Origin of the sequence: Rudaea sp. 3F27F6 (assembly GCF_005503555.1) — a bacterium.
Taxonomy (GTDB): Bacteria; Pseudomonadota; Gammaproteobacteria; order Xanthomonadales; family Rhodanobacteraceae; genus Rudaea.
In genome coordinates this window covers 763,293-782,136 of record NZ_SCNG01000001.1, presented here as the reverse complement: position 1 = coordinate 782,136, position 18,844 = coordinate 763,293, and the positions used below count along the sequence as shown (strand labels likewise).

Genomic DNA, 18,844 nt, shown 5'->3' with positions numbered 1-18,844 from the left:
ACGGATCAAAGCAAATTCGATTCTTGCTCTATCCGTGTAATCCGCGGCCAAACTGCCCTGTATTCATTCTTTCGCCGGTGCCGAGGGATCGAACAGCGCCTCGGCGGCGCGCAGCAGTTCGACGTCGCCGCGCAGTGCGGCCGCGCGCAGGTTTGCGCTCGGCGCGTGCAGCAGTTTGTTGGTCAGGGTGTGAGCGAGGAATTCGAGCGCCTGTTCGGGCGAGCGGCCGCTCGCGAGCAGGGCGCGCGCCTTGTCCAGCGTCGCGTCGCGCTGCGCCTCGGCGTCCGAGCGCAGGGCGGCGAGCGGATTGCGCACATCGAGCGCGCGGCGCCAGGCGAGATAGTGTTCGACCTGCAGCTCGATGATCGCCTCGGCCTCGTTGGCCGCGGCCTGGCGCGAGCGCAGGTTGTCGTCGATGACCTGCTTGAGATCGTCCACCGTATAGAGAAACACGTCGTCGACCTCGGCCACCGCGGGCTCGATGTCGCGCGGGACGGCGATGTCGACGAGGAACATCGGCTTGTGCTTGCGCGCGCGGATCGCGCGTTCGACCAGATCGCGGCGGATGATCGGCAGCGTGCTCGCCGTGGACGAGATGACGATATCGGCCTCGGCCAGATGTTGCGGCAGGTCGCCGAGCGAGATCGCATAGGCGCCGAAGCGCCCGGCCAGGGCCTGCGCGTTCTCCAGGGTGCGGTTGGCGACGATCAAGCGGCGCACTTTCGATTCGGACAGATGCCGCGCGGCCAGTTCGATGGTTTCGCCGGCACCGATCAGCATCACGCAGGCGTCGGCGAGGTTGGTGAACAGGCGTTCGGCCATGCGCACCGCGGTGTAGGCGACCGAAACCGGATTCGCGCCGATGCGCGTATCGGTGCGCACGCGCTTGGCCACGGCGAAGGTCTGCTGCAGCAGACGCTCCATTGAGGTGCGCAAGGTGCCGGCGCTGCGCGCGGTCTGGTAGGCGTCCTTCACCTGGCCGAGGATCTGCGGTTCGCCGAGCACCATCGAGTCGAGGCCCGTGGCGACGCGGAACAGGTGGCGCACTGCGGCGTTGTCTTCGTGGCGGTAGAGGAACTCGTCGAGGCGGCGCTCGGTCAGTCCATGATGGTCGAGCAGCCAGCGCTGGGCCGCGGTCTCGGCGCCCGCATCGACCTCGACGTAGAGTTCGGTGCGGTTGCAGGTCGACAGGATCATCGCCTCCTTGACGCCGGGCTGGCTGGCGAGATCGGACAGCGCGCCGGAAGTCGCATCGGGCGCGAACGCCACCTTCTCGCGCAGATCGAGCGGCGCGGTGAGATGGTTGAGTCCGAGGGCGATAAGGGCCATGTAAGAAGTAATCGGTTAAGCTGGCGGCGGTCGCCGAAACAGCCAGGATTGGTGCGAAATTGTGCGGTCCGCACGGTGCGATATCAAGCAAACGGCGGGTCGGTTGCGGTTTGAAATCCGGGTTTTGCGCCCTGAGATAAGCAGGGCAGCGACGAATCGCCGCAGGTGCGGGCATGTGGAAGGAACAGTGAAGACATATTCGTTCGGACGGCGTGAATGGGTTCTCGTGGCGGCAGCGGCCCTGCTTTCCGCCTGTGCGGCGGTGCCGGCCGGAAAATCGGCCGCGCGCGCGGGTTCGGCGCCGCAGCCGCTGCAGCGTCTCGACGTCGCCCCGGACAAGAGCGAAAGCGAACTGATCGCGAACCTGCTCGCCGCGGAGCTGGCCTTGACCGACGGCGATACCGCCGCGGCGACCCAGCGCTACGTCGATGCCGCGCAGGCGAGCAACGATCCCGCGGTCGCCGAGCAGGCCACGCATATCGCGATAGCGAGCAAGCAGTGGGAGCCCGCGCGCACGGCGCTGCTGCGCTGGCAGGCGCTGAACGGCGACGAGATCGGCGTGCGCCAGGCGCGCGCGATGCTGGCTCTGCATGCGGGCGCCGACGATGCGGCTTTTATGGACCTGGCCTGGCTGGCACGCCAGCCGACGGGCGGTTGGCGCGCGGTATCGCAGGCGCTGCTCAGCGCCGAGGACAAACGGCTTGCCGGCCTCGTATTCGAGCGCCTGCTGCGCGGCGACGGCGCGACGCCGGGCAACACGGTGAAGGCCGCTGATTTCGGCAACGATCCGCAGGTCTGGATCGCGGTCGGGCAGATCGCCATGCGTCTGGACCGCGGCGATATCGCGCAGACCCTGGCGCAGCGCGCCGTCGACCGTTTTCATACACCCGAGACCTACGCCTGGGCGGCGCAGGTGCGGATCGGAATCGGCGACAAGGACGGTGCACGCAAACTTTTCGCCGACGCCTTGCGCAGCGCGCGGACCGCGCCCGGCAAGGAAGGCCGCGAGGACAGTGCGCGTCTGCGCGTCGCCTATGCGGCCCTGCTCGGCGATCTCGGCGATTATTCGCAGGCCGCCGCCGTACTTGCGCAGGGACCGCAGAACGATCGCGTCTTCGCCGCGCGTGCGGCCTATCTCGCGCGCAGCGGCGGCAAGGACAACAAGGCGCAGGTCGAAGCGCTGTATAAGCAGGTGCTCGCCGCGCCCGAGCCGCGCTCGGCGGTACGCCTGCTCCTGCTCGGCCAGCTCAGCGAGCTCGCCGAACGCAAGCCTGATGCGCTCAAGTGGTACGGGCAGATCGACGAGGACGACGACCAGTGGTTCGACGGGCAGCAGCGCATCGCGATCCTGCTCTACGACACCGGGCGCGTGAATGATGCGATGAACCTGCTGCATGAGCTCGAAGCGCGCGTCGCCGACGAGGCGAAGACGCTCGGCGAAGTGTTCCTGCTCGAAGCCGAGCTGGTCGGCAAGGGCAAACGCCCGGCCGATGCGGTCGCGGTTTACGATCGCGGCCTGCAGGCGCTGCCTGACGACACGCGCCTGCTCTATGCGCGCGCGCTGACTTACGAAGGACTCGACCGCGTCGACGAGTCGGTGCGCGATCTGCGCCGCGTTCTCGAACTGAAACCCGACGACGCGGATGCGATGAACGCGCTCGGCTACACCCTGGCCGACCGCACCGACAAGAAAGCCGAGGCGCTCGCCCTGATCGAGCAGGCGCTCAAGCTCAAGCCCGACGAGCCGGCGATCATCGACAGCCTCGGCTGGGTGCAGTACCGCCTCGGCAATCTCAGTGCCGCGACCGAGGCGCTGCGCGCCGCTTATGCCAAGCAGCCCGACCCCGAGATTGCCGCGCATCTCGGCGAAGTGCTCTGGGTCTCGGGCAAGAAGGACGAAGCGCGCCAGGTCTGGGAAGAAGGGCGCAAGAAGGACGGCGAGAACAAGGTTCTGCTGGAAACGATCAAGCGGTTTCCATCCTAGCCGCAGATGCGCGTCGTCGCGCAAAGTTTCGCTTAGAATCACGCGCTTCTCCCCGATGGTGTCGTGATGAAACTTCTGCCCTCCGCGTTGCTGCTCTCCGTTCTCGCGGCGCCCGCCGCTGCGCAATCGCTTAGCGCCGACCGCATCGCCACGACGGTGCAGACCTTGTCCTCGGATTTCTTCGAAGGCCGTGCGCCCGGAACGCGCGGCGAGGAACGTTCGGTCGGTTATCTGATCGGCCAGTTCGAGGCGCTCGGCCTGCAGCCGGGCGGAAAGGACGGAAGCTGGGTGCAGACGGCTTCGCTGCTGCATACCAAGCTCGGCGAGCCGAAGACGCTCGGCGTGAACGTCGCTACCGCACTGCAGCCATGGCAACGCGGCAAAGAGGTGTATCTGTCGACGAACCGGCCGGAAGATCGCGCCGTGATCGACCGCGCGCCGCTGGTCTTCGTCGGTTATGGCGTCTCCGCGCCTGAGCGCCATTGGGACGATTACAAAGGCGTCGATCTCAAAGGCAAGGTCGCGGTGTTTCTGGTCAACGATCCGGACTTCGAGGCGGCGAAGGGCGAGCAGGTCTTCGGCCGCTTCGGCGGCAAGACGATGACCTACTACGGCCGCTGGACCTACAAGTACGAGGAGGCCGCGCGTCGCGGTGCGATCGGCGCGCTGATCGTGCACGACAAGCCGGGCGCGGGTTACGGTTGGAACGTCGTGGTCAGCCCACAGGGCGAGAGTTACGACATCGTGCGTGCGCAGGACAAACTGACCAGCCTCGCCCTGCAGGGTTGGATCTCGGGCGAGGCCGCGACCAAGTTGTTCGCCGATGCAGGGCTGGATCTGGCTGCGCAGCGCAAGGCGGCGCGCGGCGAGAATTTTCGTCCCGTCGTGCTGAAAGGTGAGACCTTCTCCGCCGATATTCCGGTCGAGCATGAAGTCGTCGAGAGCCACAATGTGCTGGCGAAGATTCCGGGCAGCGCGCGGCCCGACGAGATCGTTTTCTACGGCGCGCATTGGGACGCCTATGGCAAAGGCCCGGCGGATGCGCAGGGCAACACGATCCGCCGCGGCGCCAACGACGACGGCATCGGCGTGGCCGGCCTTATCGAGATCGCGCATGCGTTCAAGTCGCAGCCGGCGCCGAAACGCAGCGTCGTGTTCGGCGTCTGGACCGCGGAGGAACGCGGCTTGCTCGGTTCGGAGGCCTACGCGCTTGCGCCGGTCTATCCGCTGGAAAAGACCGTCGCCAATCTGACCATCGACGTGTTGCAGACGGCCGGCAAGGCGCGCGACGTGATCCTTGTCGGCGCGGGACAGGACGACCTCGAAGACGATCTCGGCCGATTTGCCAAGGCGCAGGGCCGCGTCGTCACGCCGGAAAGCCTGCCCGAACGCGGTCTGTTCTATCGCGCCGATCATTTCTCGTTCGCCAAGCGCGGCGTGCCGGTGCTATTGATGATGGGCATCGCCGGCGCGTCGGATCTCGTCGACGGCGGTCGCGCGGCCGGGCAGAAGTGGGTGGACGACTACACCGGGCGCTGCTACCACCAGCCCTGCGACGCCTACGGCCCGGATTGGAAGCTCGACGGCGCCGTGCAGGATATCGAGTTGATGTACGCCATCGGTCGTGATCTCGCCGGTTCCGTGCGCTGGCCCGAATGGAAAGCGGGTTCGGAGTTCAAGGCATTGCGCGACAAGAGCGCGGCATCGCGCCGTTGATGCGAATTTTTCCGATGAGTGTCCTGACCCAGCCCACAGCGCGAACGCTTCGACTGCTGCTTTCGATGACGCTGATCGCAGCGCTGGCCGCGTGTGCGCCGATGCGCGTGAAGCAGAATGCGCCGACGTCCGAAGCACTCGCTGCGCAGGATGCGCGCGAGGCCGCGTTGGCCGGGAAATCGCGTTGGACGCTTGAGGCGCGCATCGCCGTATCGGGCGAAAATGGCGGTTCGGGCGATCTGGTCTGGCGCCAGGACGGCGATACCTATTCGTTCAGCGTGCGCGGCGCGAACGGCAAGACCTTGCGCCTCAGCGGCGACGCGGGCCGCGCGGTTCTCGAAGGCGTCGACGCTCAGCCCGAGGTCGGCAGCGATCCGCAAGTCTTGTTGCGCGAGCGCCTCGGTACCGATGTGCCGTTCGCGGCGCTGCGCCGCTGGGCGCTCGGCCTGCGTGTCGACGGCGAGCCGGCACAGCTCCAGTTCGACGATCGGCAGTTGCCGGCCCAACTCGTCCAGAACGGCTGGACGGTCGAATATCTCGACTGGTTCGCCGACCGCAATCCGGCGCTGCCGAAGAAAGTGTTCGCCACGCGCGGCAAGGACAAGGTCAAGCTGATTATCCAATCGTGGAGTTTCGATTGACCGGAGCGACCGCGGTCGGCTGGAGCACGTGGCCGGCGCCGGCCAAGCTCAATCTTTTCCTGCACATCGTCGGCCGTCGTGCCGACGGCTATCATTTGTTGCAGACGGTTTTCCAACTGCTCGATTGGGGCGACACGCTGCATCTGCGGCCGCGCGACGATGCGGAAATCGTGAGGATCAACGGCGCGCCGGGCGTCGCGCCCGAAAACGATCTGTGCGTGCGCGCCGCGCGGGCATTGGCGGAATACGCCGAGGCCGAGTTCGGCGTCGACATCGCGCTCGACAAGCGCATTCCGATGGGCGGCGGACTCGGCGGCGGCAGCTCGGATGCGGCGACCGTTCTGGTCGCACTCAACGAATTGTGGGAAACCGGCTTGTCCGTGGATGATCTGGCCGAACTCGGCCTGCGCCTCGGCGCCGACGTGCCCGTGTTCGTGCGTGGCCGCTCGGCCTGGGCCGAGGGCGTCGGCGAGCGGCTGACGCCGATCGAATTGCCGCCGCGCGACTATGTCATTCTCGATCCGCATGAGACGGTGCCGACCGCGGTACTTTTTCAAGCTGCGGAATTGACACGAAATTGTCCGCCCGCGACAATAGAGAGCTTCCTTTCAGGGATCGAGACGGGCAACGTGTTCGCTCCGGTCGTACGGACGCGTTACGCGAAAGTCGCGGCGGCGTTGGATTGGCTGAGCCGGTTCGGCGACGCGCGCTTGAGCGGCAGCGGCGGTTGCGTCTTCGCCGCGGTCGATGCGCGCGAGGCGGACGCGGTCGTGAACGCGTGTCCGGCGGAGTTCGCAGCGTACCGGGCGCATGGTGTGGCCGGGTCGCCGTTGCTCGATGCGGTACAGGTGTTTCGAGAGCGTCAGAAGTCAAAGATCAAAAGTCAAAGCCCGGCGTCGTCGGGCATGTCCGATTGACTTTTCACCTTTGATTTTTGGCGCAGCTCCCGCAAAACGGGAGCGGCATCCATGGTGGGGCGTCGCCAAGCGGTAAGGCACCGGGTTTTGATCCCGGCATACGTTGGTTCGAATCCAGCCGCCCCAGCCACCCTACAACGCTTGAATACCTGAAAGGCTCTGTCCAGTGAACACGATCAATCCGGCGGCGGTTTATTCCGGAGCCTATCCGCTCGGCCGCGGCGAACGCAGCGGCTGGCAGATTTTTTCGGGTAATGCGAATCGGCAGCTCGCGCTCGACATCTGCCGCGTGCTGAATGTGCCGATGGGCAAGGCGCAGGTGTCGACCTTCTCCGACGGCGAAGTGCGCGTCGAGATCGACGAGAACGTGCGCCGCCAGGAAGTGTTCGTGATCCAGCCGACCTCGGCGCCGACCGCGGAAAACTTCATGGAGCTGCTGGTCATGATCGATGCGCTCAAGCGCGCCTCGGCGGCCAGCGTGACTGCGGTGATCCCGTACTTCGGCTACGCCAGGCAGGATCGCCGTTTGCGCTCGGCACGCGTGCCGATCACGGCCAAGGTCGCGGCGAAGATGATTTCGTCGGTCGGCACGGATCACGTGCTGACTGTGGATCTGCATGCGGACCAGATCCAGGGCTTTTTCGATATTCCGCTGGACAATGTATACTCTTCGCCGGTCATCCTCGCCGACATCTGGCGATACAACCGCCCCGAAGAGTTGATCGTGGTCAGTCCGGACGTAGGCGGCGTGGCGCGCGCACGCGCGATCGCCAAGCGCCTCGACGACGCTGATCTCGCGATCATCGACAAGCGCCGTCCGCGCGCCAACGAGGTGGCTGTGATGAACATCATCGGCGACGTCGAAGGCAAGGTCTGCGTGCTGATCGACGATATCGTCGACACCGCGGGCACGCTCTGCGCCGGTGCCGAGGTGCTGAAAAAGAACGGCGCCAAGCGCGTGGTCGCGTACTGCACGCATCCGGTGCTGTCGGGACCGGCGATCCGCAACATCAACGGGTCGCAGCTCGACGAGCTGGTCGTCACCGACACGATCGCCTTGTCGGAAGACGCGAAAGCGTGCAGCAAGATCCGTCAGCTCGGCGTGGCCGAGTTGTTGGCCGAAACGATCCGCCGTATCGCGATCGGCGAGTCGGTCAGTTCGTTGTACGTGGATTAATTGCAGGGATTGGGGATTAGCGATTGGAGATTCGGCAGAGCTACATCTGTCGAGTCCCGAATCTCCAATCCTTAATCCCAAGTTTTCACCAACTCTCCTGGTCGCGGGAGAGTTGATCCGCCGCCGCGAGGCGGCTCAACTGCAACACCAAAGGTAGCTTCAAGATGGCAATTACTCATGAAATCAAGGTCGAACGCCGTGAGAACGACGGGAGGGGTGCGAGCCGCCGCCTGCGTAACACGGGCAAGGTTCCGGCCATCGTTTACGGCGGCGAACTCGCCCCGGTCAGCATCCAGATCGTGCACAACGACGTCTGGCTCGCTTCGCAGCACGAGTGGTTCTACTCGGCGATTCTCGACCTGTCGCTCAACGGCGAAGTGCAGAAGGTGCTGCTGCGTGATCTGCAGCGTCACCCGTTCAAGCAGCAGCTGCTGCATCTGGACTTCCAGCGTGTCGACGCGAACAAGGCGATCCGCATCCGCGTGCCGCTGCACTTCCTCAACCAGGAGAAGTCGCCGGCCGGCAAGAAGGCGGGCGTGCTGATTTCGCACGCGCTCAACGAGCTCGAAGTCTCGTGTCTGCCGAAGGACCTGCCGGAGTACGTCGAGATCGATCTCGCCAACCTCGAAGTCGGCGACATCATCCACCTGTCCGAGGTCAAGCTGCCGGAAGGCGTGGAAATTCCCGAACTGCGCCTGGGCAAGGAACACGACGTGGCCGTGGTTTCCGCGCAGGAAGTCAAGGAAGAAGTCGAAGCCGCTCCGGCCGCGGACGCCGCGGCGGGCGCGACGGCGGCTGCCGCTCCGGCCGCTGCCGCTGCTGCGGCCAAGCCGGCTGCGGCCAAGCCGGCGGCCAAGAAAGACGAGAAGAAATAACCGTTCCGGTTCCCGCTTCGTTCGCGAAGCGGGAACCGCGTTCGGCGGGCGCCCGGCGCCCGGCTCGTCATGGCGCAACTGCGGCTACTCGTCGGCCTGGGCAATCCCGGTGCCGAACACCTGCGAACCCGGCACAACGCCGGGTTCTGGTTTATTGACGCCTTGGCTCAAGCCCACGGCGCGCGTTTCGGCATGGAGTCGAAGCTGCATGGCGAGACGGCGAAAATCGTTCTCGAAGGCCAGACCCTTTGGCTGCTCAAGCCGACGACTTACATGAACAAGAGCGGCATCTCGATCCAATCCGCTTTGCGCTACTGGAAGATCGAGCCGGAGGAAATGCTCGTCGCCCACGACGATCTCGACCTGCCGGCCGGCGCGGCGCGGCTCAAGTTCGACGGCGGCCACGGCGGCCAAAACGGGCTGCGTGACACCTTCGCCCATCTCGGGCATGGCAAGTTTTACCGGCTCCGGTTGGGTATCGGCCATCCCGGCGACAAGAATCGCGTCACCTCCTGGGTGCTCGGCCGGCCCGGCGTCGACGACGAAAGGGCCATCATCGATGCGGTCGGCCGCTCGCTCGACGTGCTGCCGCTGGCGGTGCGCGGCGAGGTCAACGAGGCGATGAAGCGGTTGCATACGAGTAAAGGTGAGCCGTGAGCAGTGAGCGGTGAGCGGGAAATCGCTCTCACCGCTCACCGCTGACTGCTTACCGCTCACGGGATTTTCATGGGAATCAAATGCGGCATCGTTGGCCTGCCGAACGTCGGCAAGTCGACTCTTTTCAACGCGCTGACCAAGGCGGGCATCGCCGCGGCGAACTTCCCGTTCTGCACGATCGATCCGAACATCGGTGTCGTGCCGGTGCCCGATCCGCGTCTCGAAGCGCTTGCCGGCATCGCCAAGCCGCTCAAGATCATTCCGACCTCGATCGAGTTCGTCGACATCGCCGGCCTCGTCGCCGGTGCGTCGAAGGGCGAGGGGCTCGGCAATAAGTTCCTCGCGCATATCCGTGAGGTCGACGCGATCGCGCACGTCGTGCGCTGCTTCGAGAATGCCGACATCGTCCACGTCGCCGGCAAAATCGATCCGATCTCCGACATCGACACGATCGACACCGAACTCGCGCTCGCCGACCTCGATTCGGTCGACAAGGCGCTCGCGCGCGTCGAGCGCGCGGCCAAGGCGAACGACAAGGAGGCGCTGGCCAAGCGCCCGGTGCTGCAGAAACTCGCCACGATCCTCAACGAAGGCAAGCCCGCGCGCGCGGCCGGCCTTGACGACGACGAAAAGGCGCTCGTGCGTGACTTGTTCCTGCTCACGCTCAAGCCGTTGATGTACATCGCCAACGTCAAGGAAGACGGGTTCAGCAACAACCCGTTCCTGGACAAGGTCGTCGAGCGCGCCAAGATCGAAGGTGCCGAAGTCGTGCCGGTCTGTGCGGCGATCGAGGAAGAGCTTTCCCAGCTCGAAGACGCCGACAAGCTCGCCTTCCTTGCCGACATGGGCCTGGAAGAGCCGGGCCTGAACCGCGTCATTCGTGCTGGCTATAAGCTGCTCGGCCTGCAGACTTATTTCACCGCAGGCGAAAAGGAAGTACGTGCGTGGCAGGTAAAGAAGGGCGCCACCGCGCCGCAGGCCGCCGGGGTGATCCATACCGACTTCGAGCGCGGTTTCATCCGTGCCGAGACGATCGCCTACGACGACTACATCAAGTACAAGGGCGAATCGGGCTCGCGCGACGCCGGCCGCCTGCGTCTCGAAGGCAAGGATTACATCGTCAAAGAAGGCGATGTGCTGCACTTCCGCTTCAACGTTTGACCTGAAAAACTGTTTCAGACAGACGCGGCGAGTCTGCAGGATCGCTCGGGATCATCTGCAAAGTCCGGCAATGTCGGGCTTTTTGTCGCGGAAGTATCCATCCGGCGGGGTACTAGGCATGCGTGGAAAGAGGGTTCTGCGGACGCCCGCTGTGCATCGAATATAGCGTGATATAAGCTGAGCGACGAGGATGCACCGTCGCGTACGTAATGGCTAATGGCGCATCTGTACGTTTGCTTGGCAAGGGAGGGCCGCAATCGTTACAGGGGGGAGCTTGATCATTTCGTTTGGTTCGGTGCCGTACTGCGGCAGCGCGACGGAGTATGCATTGACCGAGCGTTGCTCGGTGTCGCCCATCCTGCGTATGGGATCATATTGCAATGGGGCGGCGGCTTTTAGGCATTTTCGCCGGCCGCGGGGTGCATGCCTGCGAATCGTTTGCATACGCGACGGCGCACTGTGCAAGCCATGAATCCGCACACTGCTTTGGACCTGGGTTTGCAGCAGCGGGACGTTCTCACGCGCGCCGCTGTTCTGCTCGAGGCGGGCGAGGGAGATCAGGCGAAACAGATCTTGGGTGAATTGCAGCCGGAGCAGATAAGCAATGCGCGAGAAGCGCTGATCGCGGCTGAAATGCTGCTTGATGTCCACCTTCTTATGCCCGCGCTCGCTGCGGTTGAGCGTGCCGGTGTGCTGAATCGCGATGACCCGGAAGTTGCGGAATTGCGTGCGGAGTGCCGTTACCGACTTGATTTGCCTATGATTCAGCGGGGTGATGGTCGAGCGATTCGCGCCATACTTGATCGTCTGAATTCTCTGGTGTCGCCACCGCGCGGAACCGGGCGATCTCACGTCCATGTCGTCTGCAGGCTCGACGCGATCGGCGGAACCGAGCGCCGTGCGCTCAATCTCCATCGCCATCTGTCCGGGCATACTCAGGCTACGTTGTGGTCCACGCATCCTGTGCATTCCATGTATTTGCATGGGTGCGAGATACGTCTGATCACTGCGGATGCAGCGCCATCGGGCGGTACGCTGGTGCTGGTCGGTACTTACTTTCCGTGCGGGGATTGGCTGGTTGACGGACGTTTCGACAGAGTGGTCATCTGCCATAATCTGGTCGACAACGCGAAGGATCTGCTCGCGCGCATGGGGCAGATAGAGAAAAATCCTGCACGCCCGCGAGTGCGGCTCACCTTTCCGTCGCAGATGTTTCGCGATATGTGCGATTTACCCGGTTTGGTGGAGTATTCCCCGGTCGATCTTGCGCATTTCCGGCGTATATCCCCAGCGACCGATTCGGCTGCGGGTCTTGCGATCGGTCGGCACGGACGCGCATTCAGCCTCAAATTCCATCCGAACGACCCTGCATTCTTTCGCGGACTGCTGGCAAGAGGGCATCGCGTGCGCCTGCTCGGCGGCACGGTAATCGAACGGACTTTCGCCCACGACAAGGGAGTGAAGCCTGAATTGATCGAGGTTGGAACGCTCGGTGCTAAGGACTTTCTCGCCGGTCTCGACGTCTTCATCTATCGCAAGCACCCGCAATGGGTAGAAACGGGCGGGGCGGTCATTCTCGAGGCGATGGCGATGGAATTGCCGATTGTTATTTTTCCTGAACATTGCGGTTGCGCGGAACTTATCGTACATGCAGAAAACGGATTTCTCGTGTCCAGCGAAGCCGAAGCGTTCGAGGTCATTGAGTGCCTACGCGCCGATCCCGGACTGCGCAGGCGCATCGGCACTGCGGCGCGGCAAACGTTGGTCGATCTGCAACGGCGTCAGGAATCCGAAATCATCGATTATTACTGCGGATGACAGACCGGGATTGATCGAGCAGGTGTCTCAGACAGGTCGATCTGCTAAGTTGTTGTGCTGAATCCCTTTCGTGGAGAAGCGGCATGCCCGGCGTCGATCGCGAAGTCCGTTTTTGTTTTCTGGCCCAGCCGACCGACGTCAATTTCGGCGGCAAGGTGCATGGCGGCATGGTGATGAAGTGGATCGACCAGGCCGGCTATGCCTGCGCGGTCGCCTGGAGCGGGCAGTATTGCGTGACTGTGGCGGTCGGCGGCATCCGCTTCGTCAATCCGATTCTGATCGGCGATATGGTCACCGTGCACTGCCAGCTGATCTACACCGGCAATACGAGCATGCATTTCAGCGTCGACGTGATTGCGCGGCGGCTCGAAACGGGCGAGGAAAAGCTCGCCACGCACTGCGTCATCGTCATGGTCGCGACCGACAAGGACGGCAAGCCGACTTCCGTGCCGAAATGGCTGCCGGAAAGCGATGACGACAGGGCTTTGGCGGCCTATGCGCAGAAGCTCATGGAGCTCGACAAGAACATCGAACAAGAGGTCGCCCGCTACCGGGATGCGGCGCATCTGGCCTGGGTCCACGGTCAGTCGTCCTGAAAAGCAAAACTGTCCTTGACAATGGGTATCCCAGGGCCCGAAAATAGGCGGCTCCGTGGAGGGTTGCTCGTCTCGCGTAGCGGGATGAGGCTAAGGGCAGGATGCCTGCAGTTGTCACGCCCCCAACGGAATTTGTAAGCGATTTTGAAAATTCGAGAGCGCCGGAGGGATACCCAAGCGGCCAACGGGGGCAGACTGTAAATCTGCTGGCTCATGCCTTCGGTGGTTCGAATCCACCTCCCTCCACCATCCTGGCGAAAGCTCGGAAGGGAAGCCTCTCGAAAGTTGTGGAACAAAGCGAAGTACCCCCGGGCGGGAGTAGTTCAATGGTAGAACTGTAGCCTTCCAAGCTACTAGCGCGGGTTCGATTCCCGTCTCCCGCTCCATTGACTGCAAACACCGGGCGCTGGTTTGGAAAGTGCCGGTCAGGACGACCGGGTTGCGATCCGGTTTCTCAGGGATGGAGGCAAGCGTTGCTCCATGCTCACGTAGCTCAGTCGGTAGAGCACCTCCTTGGTAAGGAGGAGGTCGTTGGTTCGATTCCAATCGTGAGCACCACATAGTCGCAACATCGCCGCCGTAATATCCGCTGTTTATACTTTTTTACTTTTCCACCTTGAAGAACTACCCGAGGTTTTAGTCTCATGGCAAAAGGCAAATTCGAACGGACCAAGCCGCACGTGAACGTAGGCACGATCGGTCACGTGGACCACGGCAAGACGACGCTGACGGCGGCGCTGACGAAGGTCGGTGCGGAGCGCTTCGGCGGCGAGTTCAAGGCGTACGACCAGATCGACGCGGCGCCGGAAGAAAAGGCGCGCGGCATCACGATCTCGACGGCGCACGTGGAATACGAATCGCCGACGCGCCACTACGCGCACGTCGACTGCCCGGGCCACGCGGACTACGTGAAGAACATGATCACGGGTGCGGCGCAGATGGACGGCGCGATCCTGGTGTGCTCGGCCGCGGACGGCCCGATGCCGCAGACGCGCGAACACATCCTGCTGTCGCGCCAGGTCGGCGTGCCGTACATCGTCGTGTTCCTGAACAAGGCCGACATGGTGGACGACGCCGAGCTGCTTGAGCTGGTGGAAATGGAAGTGCGCGACCTGCTGTCGAAGTACCAGTTCCCGGGCGACGATACCCCGATCATCAAGGGTTCGGCGCTGAAGGCGCTGGAAGGCGACCAGAGCGAAATCGGCGTGCCGGCGATCATCAAGCTGGTGGACGCGCTGGACACGTACATTCCGGAGCCGCAGCGCGACATCGACAAGCCGTTCCTGATGCCGGTGGAAGACGTGTTCTCGATCTCGGGCCGCGGCACCGTGGTGACCGGTCGTATCGAGCGCGGCATCATCAAGGTCGGTGACGAAATCGAAGTGGTCGGCATCCGTCCGACGCAGAAGACGACGGTGACGGGCGTGGAAATGTTCCGCAAGCTGCTCGACGAAGGTCGTGCGGGCGACAACGCGGGCCTGCTGCTGCGCGGTCTGAAGCGCGACGACGTGGAGCGTGGTCAGGTGCTGGCGAAGCCGGGCACGATCACCCCGCACACCGATTTCGAAGCCGAAGTCTACGTGCTGAGCAAGGAAGAGGGCGGTCGTCATACGCCGTTCTTCAAGGGCTACCGCCCGCAGTTCTACTTCCGCACGACGGACGTGACGGGCTCGGTGCAGTTGCCGGAAGGCGTGGAAATGGTCATGCCGGGCGACAACATCAAGATGGTGGTGAGCCTGATCCACCCGATCGCGATGGACGAAGGTCTGCGCTTCGCGATCCGCGAAGGCGGCCGTACGGTCGGCGCGGGCGTCGTCGCCAAGATCGTCAAGTGATGTAACCGGGCGCGACTCGTCGCGCCCGCTCTTTGCAAGACACGGAAGAGCAAATCCGGGCGCGAAAACCGCGCCCTGCGCAGGGAAACGGCGGGTCGGCAACGATTCGCCGCGGAAGGTCGGAACTACCACACGCCAGTAGCTCAATTGGCAGAGCAGCGGTCTCCAAAACCGCAGGTTGGGGGTTCGAGTCCCTCCTGGCGTGCCAGCGCTGAACAGTCCAGCCAAACGGCTGGTTTTTTGGTTTCCGCGGCGCAAGATGGCGGCGGATGCAAATTTAAAGATGGTGTGACGGCCTTTTGCCTCGCCGGAAACTATGAATACGAAAGTTGAACAGGTGGGCGGGAATTCCGCTGCCGACATCGCGAAGCTGATCGTTGCGCTGCTCATTCTTAGCGCGGCGATCTTTGCGTATTACTGGTACAACGAGTTCCAGTCCTGGCAGCGTCTGTTGATTCTGCTCGGTGGTTTCGCCGCGTCCGGTGCGATCGCGTACTTCACCCACTCGGGTCGTGCGACGCGCGACTTCCTCAGCGAATCGCTGTTCGAGTTGCGTAAGGTCGTATGGCCGACGCGCCAGGAAACGATCCAGACGACGCTGGTGATTTTCGTCGTCGTCATTGTGCTCAGCCTGATTCTGGGCCTGATCGATCTATTGCTGAAATGGGCGATCCTCGACGGTTTGTTGAAAGGCGGCTGAAAAACGAGATTGAGAAGTCCGGCCAGGATGGCCGGTTTTTGATTTTTGCGGTCAGGGACGGGCGCAAAGAGACTAGATGTCCGATCGGGATGGCCGGCTCTTGATTTTGGCGATCAGGGACGAGCGCAAAGGTGACTATCGTGGCTAAACGTTGGTATGTGGTTCACGCCTATTCGGGCTTCGAGCATCAGGTTGCGCGCACGCTGAAAGAGCGCGTCGCGCGCGCCGGCATGCAGGACAAGTTCGGCGAAGTGCTCGTGCCGACCGAAGAAGTGATCGAAATGCGCGGCGGCCAGAAGCGCCGCAGCGAGCGCAAGTTCTTCCCTGGTTACGTTCTCGTACAGATCGAGACGAACACGGAAAACAAGGCGATCAAGATCGATGACGAATCCTGGCATCTGATCAAGGAAACGCCGAAGGTGATGGGTTTCATCGGCGGCACCGCCGATCGCCCGCTGCCGATCAAAGATTCCGAAGCCGATGCGATCCTGCAGCGTGTGCAGGAAGGCGTCGAAAAGCCGCGTCCGAAGGTGTTGTTCGAACCGGGCGAAATGGTGCGTGTCACCGAAGGCCCGTTCAACGACTTCAACGGCGTCGTCGAGGAAGTGAATTACGAAAAAAGCCGCCTGCGTGTGGCGGTGCTGATTTTCGGGCGTTCCACGCCGGTCGAACTCGAATTCGGCCAGGTGGAGAAGGCCTGAGGGCGTGAGCGGTCAGCGGTGAGCGGTGAGCGGAAAGAGCATCGGGGCACTCCGGCTTTTTCCGCTCACCGCTCACTGCTCACCGCTCACAGATTCAACCAACGGAGGAGTCCCGCAGTCCCCAACGGACGTGCAGACGCTTGAACTCCAGGAGCTAAAACAATGGCAAAGAAAGTAGTTGGCTACATCAAGCTGCAGGTGAAGGCCGGTCAGGCCAACCCCTCGCCGCCGGTCGGTCCCGCGCTTGGTCAGCGCGGTCTGAACATCATGGAATTCTGCAAGGCGTTCAACGCCGCAACGCAGAAAATGGAGCCCGGTCTGCCGATTCCGGTGATCATCACCGCGTACTCGGACCGCAGCTTCACCTTCATCATGAAGTCGCCGCCGGCGTCGATCCTGTTGAAGAAGGCCGCAGGCATTACTTCGGGCAGTAAGCGTCCCAACACCGAGAAGGTGGGCAAGGTGACGCGCAAGCAGCTCGAAGAAATCGTGAAGATCAAGCAGGCGGACCTCACCGCTGCCGATCTGGATGCCGCCGTGCGCACCATTGCGGGTAGCGCGCGCAGCATGGGCCTGAACACGGAGATCTGACCATGACAACGAAAATTACCAAGCGCCTCAAGGCGATGCAGGGCAAGGTCGCCGAAGGCAAGCTCTACCCGATCGACGAAGCCTTCAAGATTCTGAAGGACAGCTCGAAGACCAAGTTCGTCGAGTCGGTCGACGTGGCGATCCGCCTCGGCATCGACGCGAAGAAGTCCGACCAGGGCGTGCGCGGCTCGACGCTGCTGCCGCACGGCACGGGCAAGACCGTGCGCGTTGCGGTGTTCTGCCCGGCCGGCGAGAAGGCCGAAGCGGCCAAGGCCGCCGGTGCCGACGCGGTCGGCATGGACGATCTCGCCGAGAAAATGCAGGGCGGGGACTTGAATTTCGGCCGCATCATCGCCACCCCAGATGCCATGCGCGTCGTCGGTAAGTTGGGTCAGCTGCTCGGTCCGCGCGGCCTGATGCCGAACCCGAAGGACGGCTCGGTCACCGCCGACGTCGTCACCGCGGTGAAAAACGCGAAGGCCGGCCAGGTCAAGTACCGCAATGACAAGGCGGGCATCGTCCACGCCTCGATCGGCAAGGTGAATTTCGAAGTCGCCGCGCTCAAGGACAACCTCAACGCGCTGCTCGCCGATCTGAACAAGTCGAAGCCGTCGACCGCCAAGGGCGTGTACCTGCAGAAGGTCTACGTGTCGAGCACGATGGGCCTCGGCATCCCGGTCGACCAGGCTTCGCTGTCGGCTTAAGTCTCTTTGAAAAGCCCGGCCAGGACGGCCGGTTTGTGATCTTCGCGATCAAGGACGAACGCAGTAATAAACCTATTTGAGGGCGCCCGCTGCAAGGCGGGAGCCGTCAAAGACCGCAGGTGGTCGAAGTGTCGCCGCAAGGAAGTGCTCGCAGGCGCAAGAAGCGCAAGCCAACGCGAGCGATACCGGACCTTAATCGAGATGGAAAACAGCCTGCGTAGATGGTGCAGCCCGTAAGAGTTATTCGTAACGCATACGGCCACCAGTTCGGCATCGAAAGATGCCAGCGAGTCCACAGGGAAACGGACTCGATGGAATAGCGGAGCGGCAAGCGCATGCAGCGCAACCCGTTCCCAATTCGGAAGGTAAAGCAATGGCGCTCAATCTAGAGCAAAAGAAAGTCGTCGTTGCCGAACTGGCGAATGTGGCCGCCAAGGCTCACTCGATGGTCGCCGCCGAGTACGCAGGTCTTACCGTAGGACAGCTCACCGAGCTGCGCAAGAAGGCTCGCCAATCCAAGGTCTTCGTGAAAGTCGCGAAGAACACCCTGGTGCGGCGCGCAGTGGAAGGTACCGATTACGCCGTCGTCAAGGACGCGCTGGTCGGCCCGATGCTGTATGCCTTCTCCGAGGAAGACCCGGGTGCTGCAGGCCGGTTGGTCAAGGAGTTCTCCAAGGCGAACGAAAAGCTGGTCCCCAAGGTCGTCGCGATCGGCGGACAGATGTTCCCGGGCTCTCACATCGAGAAGCTCGCGTCTCTGCCGACCCGCGAACAGGCCCTGTCTATGCTGCTCGGCGTGATTCAGGCGCCGATCACCAAGCTGGTCCGCACCCTGGCCGAACCCGCCGCCCAAGTGGCGCGCGTGGTCGCTGCGGTACGCGATCAGAAGGCCGCCGGCTGACGTCAGTCCACTTTTGCCACTAGGCAAAAACTATACATTTTTACTTTGAGGTAAATCAAAATGGCCGTTACGAAAGAAGAAATCGTTGAAGCAATCGCCAACCTGAGCCTGATCGACGTCACCGACCTGGTCAAGCTGATGGAAGACAAGTTCGGCGTGTCCGCCGCTGCCCCGGTGGCCGTTGCCGCCGTCGGCGGTGCCGCCGCCGCCGCCGCTCCGGTGGAAGAGAAGACCGAGTTCACCGTCGTCCTGAAGGCCGCCGGCGAGAAGAAGGTCGAAGTGATCAAGGCTGTGCGCACGATCACGGGTCTGGGTCTGAAGGAAGCCAAGGACCTCGTCGAGTCCGCTCCCGCCACCGTCAAGGACGGCGTGAACAAAGACGACTCCGCGAAGTTCAAGAAGGAACTCGAGGCTGCCGGCGCGACTGTCGAAATCAAGTGACGTCAGGATGACGTCATCCCGGACGGCACATAGACGTGCGTTGTTCCGGGATCCAGTTATTGATGAGTGGAAGCAAACAAAAAAAGCAAAAACTGGATTC

At 62.9% G+C, this 18,844-nt stretch carries 19 protein-coding genes and 5 tRNA genes; 22 read left to right on the top strand and 2 right to left on the bottom strand.

What is annotated here, in order from left to right:
* Positions 1-63: 63 nt before the first annotated feature.
* The gene (hemA, locus tag FFS30_RS03270; protein WP_137911668.1) at positions 64-1,329 is read right to left on the bottom strand and encodes a glutamyl-tRNA reductase; all 1,266 of its coding nucleotides are present in this window, start codon (positions 1,327-1,329) and stop codon (positions 64-66) included.
* Between the two features lie 187 nt (positions 1,330-1,516).
* Between hemA and FFS30_RS03265 the strand changes: the two genes are divergently transcribed.
* From FFS30_RS03265 to ychF, 9 genes are all read left to right on the top strand, one after another.
* Positions 1,517-3,313, top strand: a complete 1,797-nt coding sequence (locus tag FFS30_RS03265) for a tetratricopeptide repeat protein (RefSeq protein ID WP_137911667.1) — start codon at positions 1,517-1,519, stop codon at positions 3,311-3,313.
* Positions 3,314-3,379: 66 nt separating this feature from the next.
* Complete coding sequence (locus FFS30_RS03260; RefSeq protein WP_137911666.1) at positions 3,380-5,029, top strand: M28 family metallopeptidase; 1,650 nt, start codon at positions 3,380-3,382, stop codon at positions 5,027-5,029.
* Positions 4,969-5,670, top strand: a complete 702-nt coding sequence (gene lolB / locus FFS30_RS03255) for a lipoprotein insertase outer membrane protein LolB (protein ID WP_343182321.1) — start codon at positions 4,969-4,971, stop codon at positions 5,668-5,670. Before FFS30_RS03260 ends, lolB begins: the two co-directional genes overlap by 61 nt.
* The gene (ispE, locus tag FFS30_RS03250) at positions 5,667-6,587 is read left to right on the top strand and encodes a 4-(cytidine 5'-diphospho)-2-C-methyl-D-erythritol kinase (protein WP_137911664.1); all 921 of its coding nucleotides are present in this window, start codon (positions 5,667-5,669) and stop codon (positions 6,585-6,587) included. The genes lolB and ispE overlap by 4 nt, the downstream gene beginning before the upstream one ends.
* Positions 6,588-6,642: 55 nt before the next feature.
* A tRNA-Gln gene (locus tag FFS30_RS03245) sits at positions 6,643-6,717 on the top strand.
* 111 nt (positions 6,718-6,828) lie between these two features.
* Positions 6,829-7,764, top strand: coding sequence for a ribose-phosphate diphosphokinase (locus tag FFS30_RS03240; protein WP_137912559.1), 936 nt, complete (start codon positions 6,829-6,831; stop codon positions 7,762-7,764).
* A gap of 164 nt (positions 7,765-7,928) precedes the next feature.
* Positions 7,929-8,639, top strand: coding sequence for a 50S ribosomal protein L25/general stress protein Ctc (locus FFS30_RS03235; RefSeq protein ID WP_137911663.1), 711 nt, complete (start codon positions 7,929-7,931; stop codon positions 8,637-8,639).
* A gap of 69 nt (positions 8,640-8,708) precedes the next feature.
* On the top strand, positions 8,709-9,296 hold the full coding sequence (pth, locus tag FFS30_RS03230) for an aminoacyl-tRNA hydrolase (protein WP_137911662.1): 588 nt from the start codon (positions 8,709-8,711) through the stop codon (positions 9,294-9,296).
* 69 nt (positions 9,297-9,365) lie between these two features.
* Positions 9,366-10,457, top strand: coding sequence for a redox-regulated ATPase YchF (gene ychF, locus FFS30_RS03225; protein ID WP_137911661.1), 1,092 nt, complete (start codon positions 9,366-9,368; stop codon positions 10,455-10,457).
* A gap of 213 nt (positions 10,458-10,670) precedes the next feature.
* Here the strand turns inward: ychF and FFS30_RS23730 are convergent, their stop codons facing one another.
* Complete coding sequence (locus FFS30_RS23730; protein ID WP_171014387.1) at positions 10,671-11,390, bottom strand: hypothetical protein; 720 nt, start codon at positions 11,388-11,390, stop codon at positions 10,671-10,673.
* A gap of 39 nt (positions 11,391-11,429) precedes the next feature.
* Here FFS30_RS23730 and FFS30_RS23725 point away from each other — a divergent pair, with 39 nt between their 5' ends.
* The 13 genes from FFS30_RS23725 (at position 11,430) to rplL (ending at position 18,744) form a co-directional block, all read left to right on the top strand.
* Positions 11,430-12,275, top strand: a complete 846-nt coding sequence (locus FFS30_RS23725) for a glycosyltransferase (RefSeq protein WP_171014386.1) — start codon at positions 11,430-11,432, stop codon at positions 12,273-12,275.
* Positions 12,276-12,358: 83 nt separating this feature from the next.
* Positions 12,359-12,871 (top strand): acyl-CoA thioesterase, encoded by a 513-nt coding sequence (locus FFS30_RS03215; RefSeq protein ID WP_137911659.1) that lies wholly within the window; start codon positions 12,359-12,361, stop codon positions 12,869-12,871.
* Positions 12,872-13,034: 163 nt separating this feature from the next.
* A tRNA-Tyr gene (locus FFS30_RS03210) sits at positions 13,035-13,120 on the top strand.
* A gap of 63 nt (positions 13,121-13,183) precedes the next feature.
* Positions 13,184-13,257 (top strand) — tRNA-Gly (locus tag FFS30_RS03205).
* Positions 13,258-13,353: 96 nt separating this feature from the next.
* Positions 13,354-13,429, top strand: a tRNA-Thr gene (locus FFS30_RS03200).
* Positions 13,430-13,515: 86 nt separating this feature from the next.
* Positions 13,516-14,706 carry an elongation factor Tu gene (gene tuf / locus FFS30_RS03195; RefSeq protein ID WP_137911658.1) on the top strand — a complete coding sequence of 397 codons (1,191 nt, stop codon included), beginning with the start codon at positions 13,516-13,518 and terminating at the stop codon, positions 14,704-14,706.
* Positions 14,707-14,838: 132 nt separating this feature from the next.
* Positions 14,839-14,914, top strand: a tRNA-Trp gene (locus FFS30_RS03190).
* Between the two features lie 108 nt (positions 14,915-15,022).
* Entirely contained in the window at positions 15,023-15,406 is a 384-nt protein-coding gene (secE, locus tag FFS30_RS03185; protein WP_137911657.1) for a preprotein translocase subunit SecE, read from the top strand.
* A gap of 140 nt (positions 15,407-15,546) precedes the next feature.
* On the top strand, positions 15,547-16,107 hold the full coding sequence (gene nusG / locus FFS30_RS03180) for a transcription termination/antitermination protein NusG (RefSeq protein WP_137911656.1): 561 nt from the start codon (positions 15,547-15,549) through the stop codon (positions 16,105-16,107).
* Positions 16,108-16,269: 162 nt separating this feature from the next.
* Positions 16,270-16,698, top strand: a complete 429-nt coding sequence (gene rplK, locus FFS30_RS03175; RefSeq protein ID WP_137911655.1) for a 50S ribosomal protein L11 — start codon at positions 16,270-16,272, stop codon at positions 16,696-16,698.
* A 2-nt stretch (positions 16,699-16,700) separates the two neighbouring features.
* Entirely contained in the window at positions 16,701-17,402 is a 702-nt protein-coding gene (gene rplA, locus FFS30_RS03170; protein WP_137911654.1) for a 50S ribosomal protein L1, read from the top strand.
* Between the two features lie 373 nt (positions 17,403-17,775).
* Positions 17,776-18,303 carry a 50S ribosomal protein L10 gene (rplJ, locus tag FFS30_RS03165; RefSeq protein WP_137911653.1) on the top strand — a complete coding sequence of 176 codons (528 nt, stop codon included), beginning with the start codon at positions 17,776-17,778 and terminating at the stop codon, positions 18,301-18,303.
* Between the two features lie 60 nt (positions 18,304-18,363).
* Positions 18,364-18,744: a 50S ribosomal protein L7/L12 gene (gene rplL / locus FFS30_RS03160; protein ID WP_137911652.1), complete on the top strand. Its 381-nt coding sequence runs from the start codon at positions 18,364-18,366 to the stop codon at positions 18,742-18,744.
* Positions 18,745-18,844 lie beyond the last annotated feature (100 nt).

Coding starts and splice junctions, on each gene's coding strand:
- hemA (WP_137911668.1), bottom strand. CDS start 1,329: ATGGCCCTTATCGCCCTCGGACTCAACCATCTCACCGCGCCGCTCGAT.
- FFS30_RS03260 (WP_137911666.1), top strand. CDS start 3,380: ATGAAACTTCTGCCCTCCGCGTTGCTGCTCTCCGTTCTCGCGGCGCCC.
- lolB (WP_343182321.1), top strand. CDS start 4,969: ATGGAAAGCGGGTTCGGAGTTCAAGGCATTGCGCGACAAGAGCGCGGC.
- FFS30_RS03235 (WP_137911663.1), top strand. CDS start 7,929: ATGGCAATTACTCATGAAATCAAGGTCGAACGCCGTGAGAACGACGGG.
- pth (WP_137911662.1), top strand. CDS start 8,709: ATGGCGCAACTGCGGCTACTCGTCGGCCTGGGCAATCCCGGTGCCGAA.
- ychF (WP_137911661.1), top strand. CDS start 9,366: ATGGGAATCAAATGCGGCATCGTTGGCCTGCCGAACGTCGGCAAGTCG.
- FFS30_RS23730 (WP_171014387.1), bottom strand. CDS start 11,390: ATGCCCGGACAGATGGCGATGGAGATTGAGCGCACGGCGCTCGGTTCC.
- FFS30_RS23725 (WP_171014386.1), top strand. CDS start 11,430: ATGTATTTGCATGGGTGCGAGATACGTCTGATCACTGCGGATGCAGCG.
- FFS30_RS03215 (WP_137911659.1), top strand. CDS start 12,359: ATGCCCGGCGTCGATCGCGAAGTCCGTTTTTGTTTTCTGGCCCAGCCG.
- tuf (WP_137911658.1), top strand. CDS start 13,516: ATGGCAAAAGGCAAATTCGAACGGACCAAGCCGCACGTGAACGTAGGC.
- secE (WP_137911657.1), top strand. CDS start 15,023: ATGAATACGAAAGTTGAACAGGTGGGCGGGAATTCCGCTGCCGACATC.
- rplK (WP_137911655.1), top strand. CDS start 16,270: ATGGCAAAGAAAGTAGTTGGCTACATCAAGCTGCAGGTGAAGGCCGGT.
- rplA (WP_137911654.1), top strand. CDS start 16,701: ATGACAACGAAAATTACCAAGCGCCTCAAGGCGATGCAGGGCAAGGTC.
- rplJ (WP_137911653.1), top strand. CDS start 17,776: ATGGCGCTCAATCTAGAGCAAAAGAAAGTCGTCGTTGCCGAACTGGCG.
- rplL (WP_137911652.1), top strand. CDS start 18,364: ATGGCCGTTACGAAAGAAGAAATCGTTGAAGCAATCGCCAACCTGAGC.